The following is a 14,979-nucleotide window of genomic DNA, read 5'->3' on the forward strand; positions in this document are numbered from 1 at the left end:
GCCATCGCACGAAACCCGGCGCCGCCCGCGCCGTAAGCGATCCGTTAGAATCCCGCTTCATGCCGCGCGCAGGCGGCCACGGCTTTTTATCATCGACAGGCGGGAACAGAATGAAGGGCACCACGGGGACATCGCGCCGGCTCGCAGCCGGCATCACGGCCATCGCGCTCGGGTTCGGCGGCGTATCGACGGCACACGCGGATACGTCGCTGCTCAACGTGTCGTATGACGTGACGCGCGAACTCTACAAGGACATCAACGCGGGCTTCATTGCCGCATACAAACAGAAGAGCGGCGAGACCGTGTCGGTGCGGCAGTCGCACGGCGCGTCGAGCGCGCAGGCGCTGTCGGTGCTGCAAGGTCTGCAGGCCGACGTCGTGACGATGAACCAGCCGAACGATATCGATCTGCTCGCCGACAAGGGGCATCTCGTACCCGCGAACTGGCGCGCGCGTCTGCCGGACGATAGCGCGCCGTACACGACGACGATGGTGTTCCTCGTGCGCAAGGGCAACCCGAAGCACATCAAGGACTGGGACGATCTCGCGAAGCCCGGCATCCAGGCGGTGATCGCGAATCCGAAGACTTCTGGCAACGGCCGCTATACGTACCTCGCCGCGTGGGGTTATCGCAAGCAGCATGGCGGCACCGACGCGCAGGCGCTCGACTTCGTGAAGGCGATCTTCCGCAACGTGCCGGTGCTCGATACCGGCGGACGCGGCGCGACGACCACGTTCACGCAACGCGGCATCGGCGACGTGCTGGTGACGTTCGAGAACGAAGTGTCGCTGATCGATACGGGCGTGGGCGCCGGCAGCTACGAAGCGGTGTATCCGTCGGTGAGCCTGCTCGCGGCGCCGCCGGTGTCGATCGTCGATAAGGTCGTCGACAAGCGCGGCACGCGCAAGGAAGCACAGGCGTATCTCGACTATCTGTGGTCGCCGGCCGCGCAGGAAATCATCGCGCGGCACCATCTGCGTCCGCGCGATAAAAACGTGCTTGCGAAGCATGCGGCCGAATTCAGGCCGATCAAAACGTTCACGGTCGAGGAGATGTTCGGCAGTTGGCAGAAAGCGCAGGACACGCATTTCTCCGATGGCGGCACGTTCGATCAGATCATCGTCGACCGGAAGTAAACCAACGGGGAAGTTTGCATCGTGAGAAAAAGGCTGCCTCGCAGTGTTGCGAGGCAGCCTTTTTTCATGCGCGCGCGCTTCTTAATGCGGACGTAAGCGCCTACGCTCAGTTCGCCGCGGCATGTCCGTCATGACCCTGCGCGCAGCCATGCTCGCAATCGCTCTGCTCGACCGGCATCTGCTGCGCGGCTTCCGCATGGATGCCCAGGCGCGCGAGCAGCTTGCGGTCCGCTTCCGCCTGCGGATTGCTGGTGGTCAGCAACTGGTCGCCGTAGAAAATCGAATTCGCGCCGGCGAGGAAGCACATCGCCTGCAATGCTTCGTCCATCTGCTCGCGGCCTGCCGACAGGCGCACCATCGCGCGCGGCATCGTGATGCGCGCAATCGCGATCGTGCGCACGAATTCGAACGGATCGATCGCTTCGGTGCCGGTCAGCGGCGTGCCCTGCACCTGCACCAGATTGTTGATCGGCACCGATTCCGGATACGGGTCCATGTTCGCGAGCTGCGCGATCAGCCCCGCGCGCTCGCGGCGCGACTCGCCCATGCCGACAATGCCGCCGCAGCACACGTTGATGCCCGCGTCGCGCACGCGCTCCAGCGTGTCGAGCCGGTCCTGGTACGTGCGCGTCGAAATGATCTGGCCGTAGAACTCGGGCGACGTATCGAGGTTGTGGTTGTAGTAGTCGAGGCCCGCGTCGCGCAGCGCCTGCGCCTGATGCGTTTCGAGCATGCCGAGCGTCACGCAGGTTTCGAGGCCCATCGCCTTCACGCCGCGAATCATGTCCTTGATCGGCTCGAGGTGGCGGTCCTTCGGATTACGCCACGCGGCGCCCATGCAGAAGCGCGTCGCGCCGTTGTCTTTCGCGACCCGCGCGGCGGCCAGCACGTCGTCGACGGCCATGAGCTTGTCGGCCGCGAGGCCCGTGTCGTGATGCACCGATTGCGGACAGTACGCGCAATCCTCCTCGCAGCCGCCGGTCTTGATCGACAGCAGTGTCGACAGTTGCACCGCGTTCGCGTCGAAGTTCTCGCGATGCGTTTGCTGAGCGCGGAACATCAGGTCGTTGAACGGCAGTTCGTACAGCGCGACGATGTCGGCGACGCGCCAGCGCGCGAGCGGCTTCGCGTCGGCGGCGGCGTTGTTGTTCGAGGTGCTGTCGACGGCGCCTCGCGTGATGTTCAGTTGCGTCATGTGATCGATCCTCGTGTAGGAATGTATTCGGGTTCAGTGCTGCGCGACGCGCGATCGACGCAGCGTGTGCAGAAGCCGTCGAATGTCGAGCTGTCCGGCCGCCAGGTCCGGCGAGATCGGACTCATGTGCGGCACGATGCCGAGCAGTGGCGCGTCGTACGCCTGCGCGAGATGCGCGCGAATCGACGCGACGTTTTCATCGGGAAACGTCATGTCCGGATCGATGCGATTCGCGACCCAGCCGGCGAGCGTGAGGCCGCGCGCGGCGATCGCTTCGGCGGTCAGCAGCGCGTGGTTGATGCAGCCGAGCCGCATGCCGACCACCAGCACGACCGGCAGCTTCAGCGCGACCGCGAGATCGGCGGTGTCCTGCGTCGCGGTCAACGGCACGCGAAAGCCGCCGACGCCTTCCACGACCACGACGTCCGCGCGCTTTAGCGCCTGCCGATGACAATCGACGATATGCGCGAGATCGAACGTGACGTTCTCCAGCGCCGCCGCGATGTGCGGCGCGACCGGCTCCCTCAGCAGATACGGCGTGCGCATGGCGGGCGGCAGCAGCACGTTCGATGCGGCATCGAGCTGATCCGCGTCCTCGTTGTGAAGCACGCCGTCCACTTCGAACGCGCCCGCGGCGATCGGCTTCAGCGCGGCGGCTTGCAGGCCTTCGCGCGCGAAGCCGCGCAATAGCGCCGACGACACGAATGTCTTGCCGATTTCCGTATCCGTGCCGGTCACGAACAGCGACAGCGTGCCGTCCGTGCGATTCGTGGTGCTCATGCGGCGCTCGCTCCGAGTTGTTGCAAGCCGGCTTCGAGCCGGTCGAGATCCGCATGCGAATGCGCGGCGGACAGCGAGATGCGCAGGCGCGACGTGCCGGCCGGCACGGTCGGCGGACGGATCGCGGGCACCCACAGGCCCGCGCGATCGAGCGACGCGGCGATTTCGAGCGTCGCATCGTTCGCGCCGATGATGAGCGGCTGCACGGCGGTGTGCGAATCGACCGGCAGCCACGGCGTGGCCTTCAGCATCGCGCGCGTGCGTTCGATCAGTTGCTGAAGATGCGCGCGGCGCGCGTCGCCTTCTTCCGAACCGATGATGCGCAGGCTCGCCGACACCGCATGCGCGGCGGCCGGCACCGACGCGGTCGTGAAGATATACGGCCGCGCGCGCTGCACGAGCCATTCGATCACGGTGGCGTGGGCCACGACGAACGCGCCCGACACGCCAGCGGCCTTGCCGAGCGTGCCGATCGAAATCAGATGCGGCGAGCGTAGCGCGGCTTGCGCGACCGCGCCGCGGCCTTGCGGGCCGAGCACGCCGAAGCCGTGCGCATCGTCGACGATCAGCCATGCGCCATGTTGCTCCGCGAGTTCGACGAGACGCGGCAGCGGCGCGATATCGCCGTCCATGCTGAACACCGTATCGGAGACGATCACTTTCACGTCCGCATCCGACGCGTCGAGCATCGCGCTCAACGCATCCATGTCGCAGTGCGGATAGATCTGCACGTCGGCGCGCGACAGCCGCGCGCCGTCGATCAGCGACGCGTGATTGAGCGCATCGGAGAACAGCGTCGTGCCGCGGCCCGCGAGCGCGGTCAGCGTCGCGAGATTCGCCATGTAGCCGGTGCTGAAGTAGAGCGCGCGCGGAGCGTCGACGAAGCCGCCCGCGAATGCCGCGAGATCGTCTTCGAGCCGCGCATGCGCGCGTGAATGGCCGCCGAGCAGATGCGAGCCGCCGCTGCCCGCGCCATAGAGGCGCGCGCCTTCAGCGAGCGCGTCGACCAGCCGCGGATGCGCGGCGAGGCCGAGATAGTCGTTGCTCGCGAAGCCGATGATCGGACGGCCGTCGACGCTCATGTGCGCGGCGCACGGTGTGTCGGCGGTACGGCGGCGCCGGCGCAGTCCGCGCGCGTCGATTTCCTTGAGCCCTTCGGCCAGCGTGTCGAGCAGATGCATCAGCGGACCTCCACGAGGGTAGCGTCGAAGGTTTCGCGCGTGCGCGCGGCGAGCAACGCGAGTTCTTCGTCGTCGAGGATGTACGGGGGCATCAGATAGACGGTGGTGCCGATCGGGCGCAGCAGCAGTTCGCGCCGCAACGCGTTTTCGAAGAAGCGGCGCGAAAAAGTTTTCGCCTGTCGAGGATCGTCGATGACCGCGTCGAACGCGAAGATCGTGCCGCGCTGACGCGGATGACGCACCTGCGCGTGTTCGCCGAGCGGCGCGAGAGCGGCCTTCAGCGTCGCGGCTTTGCGTGCGTTCGCGGCGAGCACGTCGTCGCTCGCGAACAGGTCGAGCGTGGCGAGCGCCGCGCGGCACGCGAGCGGATTGCCGGTGTACGAGTGCGAATGCAGGAAGCCGCGCGCGGTGTCGTCGTGATAGAAGGCCGCGAAGATGTCGTCGCGCGACAGCACGATCGACAGCGGCAGATAACCGCCGCTGATGCCTTTCGACAGACATAGAAAGTCAGGCCACACGCCCGCCTGCTCGCACGCGAAGAAGGTGCCGGTGCGCCCGCAGCCGACCGCGATTTCGTCGGCGATCAGATGCACGCCGTACCGGTCGCACAGCGCGCGCAGCCCGGCGATATAGGACGCGTCGTGCATCGCCATGCCGGCCGCGCATTGCACGAGCGGCTCGACGATCAGCGCGGCGATGCGGTTCGCGCGCGCGTCGAACAGCGTGCGTACGCTGTCGAGCGCGCGGCGCGCGACGTCGGCGGCGGTTTCGCCCGCTTGCGCGAGCCGCGCGTCGGGCGACGCGACGACATGCGCGTGGCGAATCAGCGGATCGTAGGCATCCTTGAACAGCGCGACGTCCGTTACGCCGAGCGCGCCGATGGTCTCGCCGTGATAGCTGTCGGCGATGCAGACGAATTCCTGCTTGTCGGCGAAGCCCCGGTTGCGCCAGGTGTGGAAGCTCATCTTCAGCGCGATCTCGACCGCGGATGCGCCATCCGAGGCGAAGAACGCGTGGCCGAGCGTGTTGCCGGTCAGCGCATGAAGACGTTCCGCGAGTTCGACCGCGGGCTCGTGCGTGCAGCCCGCGAGCATCGCGTGTTCGAGCGTATCGAGCTGGTCTTTCAACGCCGCGTTGATGCGCGGGTTCGCATGCCCGAACAGGTTGACCCACCACGAGCTGATCGCATCCAGATAGCGATGGCCGGCGCGATCGTAGAGCCATGCGCCCTGACCGCGCGCGACGGGCACGAGCGGCAGACGCTCGTGATGCTTCATCTGCGTGCACGGGTGCCACACCGCGCGCAGGCTGCGGGCAACCCAGTCTTCAGGCGCGGCCGGCCGTGCAACTGGCGGTGCGACAAAGGGAACTGCTGATTTTTCCAAAGGGGTACTCCAGGATGCTTTTTTGCCGCTCCCGCGAGAGTCGTTTCGCGTCCTTCATTAAGGGCTTTTCCGGATTTTCCAGATGCGCCGCGTGCTCCCGCAGGTTGCGGCGCCCGAGTCTCGACGAGTGCGCGGGGTCGAGATTAGCGGTTTATTTCGCGGCGCGCACCAGGGGAAAAATGCGCGTTTTTCGTTATGGGGCCGAGGTTTGACGCTGTTCGACCCAGCTAGGTCGACTTCGGGATCGAAGCTCGCAGATCGACGCAGATGACGACGTCAAAGTAATGGGCTACTACTGGCACGAATTGCGGTCCGTGAGCGTTTTTTCCGGCGTTCGCGGATGCGGACTTCGTTGCAGCGGCGCGGCGAAGATCGATTCCCGGCAAGGTCCGGGTGAAAAAGTGCGGGTAAGGAAACGGTCGGGATGCCGCTAATACACGCACACCGCGATTCAATAGAAAAAGGCCTGCTGAAACAGCAGGCCTTCAACTGGCTAAAACCGGCTCTACCCGCGTTTCACTCGCGGCTCGCGATGGCATGCTGGCCATCGGTATCGGCCGCCGGCGCAGCGCGGCCCGCATCCGCCGTCTGCGAACCCTGGTTGCCCCACACGACCGCGTTATCGACCGCATACAGGCGGCACGGATCGGAGCTCTGCTTCTGGCAATTGGCGACGGCTACCGACATCGGATCGTCGCCGCCCTCGGCCCACGACCACGCGCCCGAATCCGACACCGCGAACGCGCGGCTCGGATACTGATGCAGGAAGTTGCGATAGCCGTTGCGGCCCGCTTCGTCGATGTACGGCACCGCATCGACCGCGTCGAGCGACGCGAAGCCGGTCGCCTTCGGCGCGGTGGGATCGGCGACGTAATATTGCACGGCCGTCGGCATGCCGGCGCGCGCGAGGAACGATTCGACGGCCGGCCACCACACGTGCACGCCGTCGCGGTCGCCGACGAGCCGGTGCGCGTCGTTCTTGTAGCTGCCGAAATCGACCATCTTCGCGCTCGCGCCGTGCGCGCCATAGGCAGCGTACATGCTCGCGACGAGCGGTGCGTTCCAGACCGAATCGTTATCGCCGTACAGCCACAGCGACGGCACTTTGGTCTTCTCGCCATACGCGCCGAATGCGCGCGTCAGGTTGCCCTGCCAGTCGGTGCAGGCGTCCTGACGCAGGCCGCCCGAGAAATTGATCAGCGCGCGCACGCCCGGCGCGGCTTCGGTGCCGTAGGCGATCGTCGCGAGACCGCCGTGCGACGTGCCGGCCACCGCGATATGCGTCGCGTCCACATAAGGTTGCTTCGACATGTAATCGATCGTCGCGGCGACATCGCCGGCCTGGCCCAAGCCGTTGGCTTCGACGTCGCAGCCGTCCTGTTCGTACACGCCGTCCGAGTGGCCGAAGCCCTGGCGGTTCGGCGCGACCACCACGTAGCCGCGCCGCACGAATTCGCGCGCGAACGGCAGCGGGTCGCTGCGTTCCTGGGTGCGCGGATCGCCCGGAATCTTGCCGTGGTTGAAGACGATCATCGGGAACGGGCCGGGGCCGTCCGGTTTGTAGATCGTCGTTTCGAGCGTGATGGTGCCGGCGGCGTCGACCGGCACGCGAATGATCTGTTCGTTCAGGTGCGCGGTGGGCAGATAGACGTCGTCGTCGAGCGCGATGCGCGGCACGCGTGCGCGCGCGAGCGGTCCGCCCTGGCTGTCGGAGAGCGGCGTGGCGTTCAGGGCGGCGGAGCGTGTGACGGACGGCGCGGCGGCGAGCGGATCGGCGTGCGCGATCGCGACGGCGCAAGTGGCCGCGGCGCAGATCGCCGCACACTTCGTCAGAACCTTGCTCAACACCATTGACGCACCTGCCTTAAAGACCTGTCCCGAACTCCGTGCTGTCCATGTGTCGAAAATCGTGGCTGACATGCAGCTTTCGTTCGCGTTTTCGACAAACAGACTCACTCGCGTACGTAGTGCGCGAAGCGCACGCACGCCAATCGAGATCGCACGGGATGAACCCAACGGCCGACGCGACCCCACGCGCCGATGATGAGCGTCACCTGATGCACTCCTGAACCGCCGCGGCTCGCATTGATGGAGGGGCCGGCACGGTTTCCTGTCGCATCGTGCGAAGCGGGTATGGCCTGCTCTCGCAACGTGACGTCATGGAACAACGGGGTCATCCTGGCACGCCAATTTTGTTTTGTGCAATCAAGGAGAACCCGCGCCGAAAAAATTGCCGCGTGGATAAAGACGGCTCAGGAACCGTGGCTGGCGGAACTCAACGGCGCGTGGCCGAAAGCGGCGGACAAAGGGCGTCCAGGTGCTGTAGCGCGAGGCCAACACAAAGAAAAGGCCCTCTATGAGGACCTCGTATGAAACGATACGAAGTACGCCGTCAGGTCGTGAAAGACAGCGGAAAGGTTCGATGCGTGATGCAGCGACCGCTTAGTCGATGATTACTCGTTGCCTGAGCAACGACTACTCGCCGAGGTCGCCATCGACATAACGCCAACGGCCATCTTCACCGCGCACGAAGCGGCTCAGTTCGTGCAGCCGCTGCGCGCGTCCGCCCACCTTGTAGCGGGCGATGAATTCGACGCTCGCGTGATCGGGATCGCTTTGCGCGAACAACTTGATCTGCAATCCGAGCCAACGCGGCGCGCCGGGCGCGGCGGGGTCCGCGTCGAGATCGGCGGGGCAGGTGCGCGCGTCCCACGTCGCGCGCAGGTAGTCGGTGGCGCCGAGCACGTACGCGCTATAGCGCGAGCGCATCAGTTCGAGCGCGCGCGGCGCCGCTTCGCCGCCGTCGATATAGCGGCCGCAGCATTGCGCGAAGCGCGGCGCTTTGGTGGCGCCGCCGCCGCGTCCTTCGGGCGTCGCGCCGCCGCACGGGCAGTCGGTGGGTCGTTGCTGCGACAACAATGGCTTATTCATCGAATTTTCAGCTCAGTGCGCGAGCGATCAGGATCTTCTGGATATCGCTCGTGCCTTCGTAGATCTGGCACACCCGCACGTCGCGGTAAATCCGCTCGACCGGGAAGTCGCTCAGATAGCCGTAGCCGCCGTGAATCTGCAACGCCGCCGAACAGATGCGCTCGGCCGCTTCGGACGCGAACAGTTTCGCCATCGCGGCCTCGGTCAGGCACGGCTGGCCCGCATCCTTCAACGCCGCCGCATGCCAGATCAACTGACGCGCGGCTTCGAGTTGCGTCGCCATGTCGGCGAGACGGAACTGCACCGCCTGGTGCGAGAACAGCGGCGCGCCGAAGCTCTCGCGTTCCTTCGCATAGACGAGCGCGGCCTCGAACGCGGCGCGCGCCATGCCGACGCTCTGCGCGGCGATACCGATCCGTCCGCCTTCGAGCCCCGACAGCGCGATCCGGTAGCCTTCGCCTTGCGCGCCGATCAGATTCGCGGCCGGCACGCGGCAATCCTCGAACACGATCTGCGCGGTATCCGACGAATGCTGGCCGAGCTTGTCCTCGACGCGCGCGACCACGTAGCCCGGTGTCGTCGTCGGCACGATGAACGCGCTGATGCCGCGCTTGCCCGCGGCCTTGTCGGTGACGGCCATCACGATCGCGACGTCACCGTTCTTGCCGCTCGTGATGAACTGCTTGACGCCGTTCAGCACGTACGCGTCGCCGTCGCGCGTCGCGCTGGTGCGCAGCGCCGACGCATCGGAGCCCGCCTGCGGTTCGGTCAGGCAGAACGCGCCGAGCATCTCGCCGCGCGCGAGCGGCGTGAGCCAGTCGCGTTTCTGCGCGTCGTTGCCGTACGTGAGCAGGATGCTGCACACCGGGCAGTTGTTCACCGAGATCGCGGTCGACGTGCCGCCGTCGCCGGCCGCGATTTCCTCGAGGATCAACGCGAGCGCGAGCGCATCCATGCCCGCGCCGCCATAGGTTTCGGGCACCAGCACGCCATACGCGCCGAGTTCGGCGAGTTGCCGGTGCACGTCGCGCGGAAAGGTGCGTTCGCGGTCCCACGCGGCCGCATGCGGCGTGATCGCTTCGCGTACGAAGGTGCGCAGCGCGTCGCGCACCATCAGGTGATCCTGATCAAGCACCATGAGCGTGTCTCCGATCCTCATGCAACCATGCAAGCTGGTTGCTCACCAGTCGAGCTGCGTACCGTCGTATTGAAAGAAGCGGCCGTGAAACGCGTCGGGCGACGCCGCCGCCTGCGCGAGCACCTCACGCATGCCGGCCACGCTGCGCGTGGGATCGAGCGCGGCCTGCGCGCCGCCCATGTCGGTGCGCACCCAGCCCGGATGCAGCGACACGCAGGTCGCGCGCCGCGTTTCCAGCGACGCGAGCTTCAGCACGTCGTTCAACGCGGCCTTGCTCGCGCGATAGAGCCAGCCGGTCGTGCCGGTCGCATCGGCGATGCTGCCCATGCGGCTCGAAATCACCGCGAGCACGCCTTCCGCTTCTTCGACGAGCGGCAACACGATCGGCAGCAATTGCATCGGGCCGCGCACGTTCGTGTGCATCACGTGATCGAAGTCCTCGGCGGTGATCGTTTCGATGCCTTCGGTGCGCGGGCCGTACACGCCCGACACCAGAATCGCCGCATCGAGCCGTTCGCCGTCGAGCTTCCAGCCGAGCGCGGCGATCTCAGCGGGCGCGGTCACGTCGAGCGCGAAGGTTTCCGCGCCGAGTTCGGCGAGCGCGTCGAGCGCCGCGCCGTCGCGCGCGGTAGCGAGCACGCGCCAGCCGCTCTTTCTGTACTGCCGTACGAATTCCTGGCCGATGCCGCGCGACGCACCGACGATCAACACTGTTTTCATCGCATCCTTCCTCGATTTTTTGCCGGCGCGTTGCAGCGCCGGGAATCATACGAGCCGGCGCGTCAAACCAGCTCGATACCCATCGCCGTCGCTTCGCCGCCGCCGATGCACAGCGTCGCGACGCCGCGTTTGCCGCCACGCTTCCTGAGCGCGCCGATCAGCGTGACGAGAATCCGCGCGCCCGATGCGCCGATCGGATGACCGAGCGCGCACGCACCGCCATTCACGTTGACCTTGTCGTGCGGCAAGCCGTGCTCTTTCATCGCGGCCATCGTGACCACCGCGAACGCTTCGTTGATCTCATACAGATCGACGTCGGCGGCACGCCAGCCGTTCTTTTCGAACAGCTTGCGGATCGCGCCGACCGGCGCGGTGGTGAACTTCGCGGGCTCCTGCGCGAACGTCGAATGACCCACGACGCGCGCGAGCGGCGTGACGCCGAGCCGCTTCGCGGTCGACTCGCGCATCATCACGAGCGCGGCGGCCCCGTCCGAAATCGACGACGAGTTCGCCGCCGTCACCGTGCCGGTCTTGCTGAACGCGGGCTTGAGCGTCGGGATCTTGTCGAGGTTGGCCTTGAACGGCTGCTCGTCGCGCGTGATCGTCACGTCGCCCTTGCGGGCCGCCACCTTGACCGGCGCGATTTCCCAGTCGAACGAACCATCTTCGTTCGCGCGCTTCGCGCGGTTCAGCGACTCGACCGCGAACGCGTCCTGCGCCTCGCGCGTGAAGTCGAACGAGGCCGCGCATTCCTCGGCGAAGATGCCCATCAGGCGGCCCTTTTCGTACGCGTCTTCGAGCCCGTCGTAGAACATGTGGTCGATCACCTGGCCATGACCCATGCGCATGCCGGCGCGCGCCTTCGGCAGCAGATACGGCGCGTTCGTCATGCTCTCCATGCCGCCCGCGACGATCACGTCGAGCGAGCCGGCCAGCAGCATGTCGTGCGCGAACATCGCCGCGCGCATCCCGGAGCCGCACATCTTGTTGACCGTCGTGCAGCCGGTGGCGAGCGGCAGGCCCGCGCCGAGCGCGGCCTGGCGCGCGGGCGCCTGGCCGAGGCCGGCGGGCAGTACACAGCCCATCACGGCTTCGTCGATCTGCCCGGGCTTCAGGCCCGCGCGCCGCACGGCGGCCTCGATCGCGACCGCGCCGAGCTGCGGCGCGGTGAGCGACGCGAAGTCGCCCTGAAAGCCGGCCATCGGCGTACGCGCCGCGCTGACGATGACCACCGGATCCGCGTGGATTCCACCAGCATTTGCATCACTCATCTCACTCATGTTTGAGCTCCTTGATCACACCTTCGACGACCGCCTTCACGTCGCCCAACTGGGCGGCGTCGGCGGCGACCATATCGTTGTCCGCGTGGCGCGCGCGCCTCGCCGACACCGCCGCCACGCATTCCCGGTAAGTCGGCTCGAGCGCGTCCGCGTTGCCGATCCGCATGCCGAGGTCGCGGATCTTGCCGTCGTGCACGCCGTAGGCCCAGCCGTGCACGGTCAGTGACTGGCCGCGCGCCCACGCGTCGTTGACGATCGTCGTGCGGCACACGTTGACGACCTGCTCGATCGTGTTCAGTTCGACGAGGCGATGATGGCGCGCCTCGCCGATCGGCCATTCGTCGAGCAGCGCCGCATGCTTCGCGCGCACGTCCTGCACGTGCGCGAGCCAGTTGTCGGCGAGACCGACGCGGCGGCCGAGCAGCGCCGCGCCGACACCCGAGCAGCCGTAGTGGCCGACCACCATGATGTGCTTGACCTTCAGCAGGTCGACCGCGAACTGGATCACCGACAGGCAGTTCAGATCGGTATGCACGACCACGTTCGCGATGTTCCGGTGCACGAACACCTCGCCCGGCGGCAGGCCGATGATCTGATTGGCCGGCACGCGCGAATCGGAACAGCCGATCCACAGATACTCGGGCATCTGCTGATGCGCGAGACGCGAGAAGTATTCGGGGTCTTCGGCGAGCATGCGCTTCATCCACGCGTCGTTGTTGTCGAACAGATGCGCGAGCGGATGTTCGGAGGGGGGCGGCTTCGTGTTCATGGCGCTTCTGTAAAAGTGGCCCGGTCGATGAGCCGGCCGGGTTGTTGCATAGGGTTCGGGCGACGCGTTCCAGCGGCGCTTCGCCGCGTGCTCATGCGACGCGCACGTTCGGCTCGTCTGCCCGCGTTTCGCCGAACCGCTCCGGATAGCGCACGCAAAAACGCACGCTTTCGTCGTACGGAAAAAAATCGGGCAGCTCGCCCTTCAACAGATGATCCTTGTGCCGCTGCCACAACGCCGGCTCGAAGAAGTCCGCGTGATGCCGCATGAACGAACGGCTCACGCGCGGATCGCCGAGCAGGAACGTGCCGTACGTCTCCGGGAAAATGTCGTGCGGGCCGACCGCGTACCACGGTTCGCCCGACATTTCGTCTTCCTCGTTACGCGGCGGCGGCACCGCGCGCACGTTGCAGTCGGTCAGATATTCGATCTCGTCGTAATCGTAGAACACCACGCGGCCATGACGGGTGACGCCGAAGTTCTTGTACAGCATGTCGCCGGGGAAGATGTTCGCCTGGATCAGTTCCTTCACCGCGTTGCCGTATTCCTTGATGCCGTGCTCGACGTCGCTGTCGTTGCCGTTCTGCAGGAACAGATTCAACGGCACCATGCGCCGCTCGATGTACATATGGCGAATCACGAGATTGTCGCCGTCGTATTCGATCAGCGACGGCACTTCCTTTTCGAGTTCGCGCACGAGCGTGTCGTCGAGCCGCGAGATGGGTAGCGCGACGCTCGAATATTCGAGCGTGTCGGCCATGCGGCCCAGGCGGTCGTGGCGCTTCACCAGCTGATACTTCTCCTGGATCTGCGCGCGCGTGGTTTCCTTCGGCGGCGGGAAGTTGTCCTTGATCAGCTTGAATACGTACGGGAACGACGGCAGCGTGAACACCAGCATCACGAGTCCCTTGATGCCGGGCGCGACGATGAAGCGGTCGCTCGAATGCGACAGGTGATGCAGCAGATCGCGATAGAACAGATTCTTGCCCTGCTTCTGCAAACCCAGCGACGTATAGATTTCCGCCTTCGGTTTGCCCGGCATGATCATGCCGAGAAATTCGACGTATGCGGACGGCACTTCCATGTCGACGAGGAAATACGAGTGCGAGAAGCTGAAGATGATCAGTAGTTGCTCGTGCCGCAGCAGCACCGTGTCGAGCGCGAGCACGCCCGGCTTCACGTGACGCAGCGGCACCGCGAACGGCAGCAGCGCGTCGCCGTTGATGATGCGCCCGACGATATACGCGGCCTTGTTGCGATAGAACAGCGACGAGAGAACATGAATCTGGAAGTTGGGCGCTTCGTCGAACACGCCGAACGCATCGTGAAGCGCCTGCATCACGCAGCCGACGTCGCGCGTCAGATCCTCGAACGGCGGATCGAGCTGGAAGTTCGTGACGACGCGCTCGAGCGTCGCGGCGAGCCCGTCGGTGCCGGGGTAATACGCGCGATAGGTCGGCTTCGCGGCCGGCTCGTCGTTTTCGATGTACTCGGTCGAGATCGCCGGGCGCACGAAAATGAAATCGTTGTTGAAATACGAACGGTGCAGGATCTTGCAGCACACCGAGTTGAAAAACGTCTCCGCGCATTCGGGCTGGCGGTGCGTGGTCAGAAGACCGATGTAGTGCAGCTTGATCTGCTGCCACACTTCGCTGTCGATGTTCTCCGCGTCGTATTCGTCCTCGAGCAGTTCCACGCATTCCTTCACGCGTTCGTCGTACGACGTGATCCGCTCACGCGCGAGCTTTTGCAGACCGTGCCAGTCGCCGGCTTCGAACAGGGTCTTCGCGTGAATCGCGGCGTCGCGAAAGATCCGGTAGTGGCGGTTGAATCCTTCGAGCATCGTCTGCGCGACGTCGAAACCGATCTGCGACGACAACAGTTTGGGGAAGTGATTCATGACGGCGCGAACTCCGGCAAACGCCCGTGGAAGTCAGGCGGGTTTCGCCGCGGCGTGCCTGCCGCTTTCGAGCAGCGCGCGGGCCTGCGCTTCGTACTGCGCGAGGTCTTCGAGCGTCGCGTCGAGATCTTCGCGCTGACGCTCGAGCGCTTCGCGATGGCGCGTGACCGTCGCGAGAAACGCATGCAGTTGCGGCACGGTGTCGGTCGGCGATTCGTAGACGTCGAGCAGATCGCGGATTTCCGACAGCGTGAAGCCGAGCCGTTTGCCGCGCAGCGTGAGTTTCAGCCGCGTGCGGTCGCGGCCCGAATAGACGCGCCGCAAGCCGCTCGAACCCTCGCGGCTCGGCGAGAGTAAACCCTGATCCTCGTAGAAGCGGATCGCGCGCGGCGTGACGTCGAATTCGCGCGCGAGCTCGGTGATCGTGTATTGCGTGTTCATCGGATATCCCGTGGCCGGGCACAAAACCGGAAATGGACGATAGAATCGACGTTTACGTTATCGTCAACCTGAGCGGAACGCAACCACAACCAGGCCCACCGGCATCGCACACCTCGCCGTGCC

The 14,979-nt window shown here is 65.7% G+C and carries 13 protein-coding genes; 1 reads left to right on the top strand and 12 read right to left on the bottom strand.

Annotated features, from left to right (window positions below; all coding sequences use genetic code 11):
* Positions 1–110: 110 nt before the first annotated feature.
* Positions 111–1,136, top strand: a complete 1,026-nt coding sequence (locus tag QM685_RS02045; protein WP_415112179.1) for a sulfate ABC transporter substrate-binding protein — start codon at positions 111–113, stop codon at positions 1,134–1,136.
* 106 nt (positions 1,137–1,242) lie between these two features.
* On the opposite strand, the gene bioB is transcribed toward QM685_RS02045, so the two are convergent.
* From bioB to QM685_RS02105, 12 genes are all read right to left on the bottom strand, one after another.
* On the bottom strand, positions 1,243–2,331 hold the full coding sequence (gene bioB, locus QM685_RS02050; protein WP_415112181.1) for a biotin synthase BioB: 1,089 nt from the start codon (positions 2,329–2,331) through the stop codon (positions 1,243–1,245).
* Positions 2,332–2,364: 33 nt separating this feature from the next.
* A complete protein-coding gene (bioD, locus tag QM685_RS02055; RefSeq protein WP_415112183.1) occupies positions 2,365–3,111 on the bottom strand; it encodes a dethiobiotin synthase in 747 nt (248 codons plus the stop codon).
* Complete coding sequence (gene bioF, locus QM685_RS02060; protein WP_415112185.1) at positions 3,108–4,292, bottom strand: 8-amino-7-oxononanoate synthase; 1,185 nt, start codon at positions 4,290–4,292, stop codon at positions 3,108–3,110. Before bioF ends, bioD begins: the two co-directional genes overlap by 4 nt.
* On the bottom strand, positions 4,292–5,677 hold the full coding sequence (gene bioA, locus QM685_RS02065; RefSeq protein WP_415112187.1) for an adenosylmethionine--8-amino-7-oxononanoate transaminase: 1,386 nt from the start codon (positions 5,675–5,677) through the stop codon (positions 4,292–4,294). Before bioA ends, bioF begins: the two co-directional genes overlap by 1 nt.
* A gap of 516 nt (positions 5,678–6,193) precedes the next feature.
* Positions 6,194–7,528, bottom strand: a complete 1,335-nt coding sequence (locus tag QM685_RS02070) for a dienelactone hydrolase family protein (RefSeq protein WP_415112325.1) — start codon at positions 7,526–7,528, stop codon at positions 6,194–6,196.
* Between the two features lie 624 nt (positions 7,529–8,152).
* The gene (locus QM685_RS02075) at positions 8,153–8,608 is read right to left on the bottom strand and encodes a YchJ family protein (RefSeq protein ID WP_415112189.1); all 456 of its coding nucleotides are present in this window, start codon (positions 8,606–8,608) and stop codon (positions 8,153–8,155) included.
* Positions 8,609–8,615: 7 nt separating this feature from the next.
* Entirely contained in the window at positions 8,616–9,746 is a 1,131-nt protein-coding gene (locus QM685_RS02080; RefSeq protein WP_415112191.1) for an acyl-CoA dehydrogenase family protein, read from the bottom strand.
* Between the two features lie 42 nt (positions 9,747–9,788).
* On the bottom strand, positions 9,789–10,466 hold the full coding sequence (locus tag QM685_RS02085) for an SDR family oxidoreductase (protein ID WP_415112193.1): 678 nt from the start codon (positions 10,464–10,466) through the stop codon (positions 9,789–9,791).
* 62 nt (positions 10,467–10,528) lie between these two features.
* Positions 10,529–11,737, bottom strand: a complete 1,209-nt coding sequence (locus QM685_RS02090; RefSeq protein WP_415112327.1) for an acetyl-CoA C-acetyltransferase — start codon at positions 11,735–11,737, stop codon at positions 10,529–10,531.
* Between the two features lies 1 nt (position 11,738).
* Complete coding sequence (can, locus tag QM685_RS02095; protein WP_415112195.1) at positions 11,739–12,515, bottom strand: carbonate dehydratase; 777 nt, start codon at positions 12,513–12,515, stop codon at positions 11,739–11,741.
* A 91-nt stretch (positions 12,516–12,606) separates the two neighbouring features.
* A complete protein-coding gene (gene aceK / locus QM685_RS02100) occupies positions 12,607–14,415 on the bottom strand; it encodes a bifunctional isocitrate dehydrogenase kinase/phosphatase (RefSeq protein WP_415112197.1) in 1,809 nt (602 codons plus the stop codon).
* A gap of 33 nt (positions 14,416–14,448) precedes the next feature.
* Entirely contained in the window at positions 14,449–14,856 is a 408-nt protein-coding gene (locus tag QM685_RS02105; protein WP_415112199.1) for a MerR family transcriptional regulator, read from the bottom strand.
* Positions 14,857–14,979 lie beyond the last annotated feature (123 nt).

Source organism: Paraburkholderia sp. (assembly GCF_047605525.1).
Classification (GTDB): Bacteria; Pseudomonadota; Gammaproteobacteria; order Burkholderiales; family Burkholderiaceae; genus Paraburkholderia.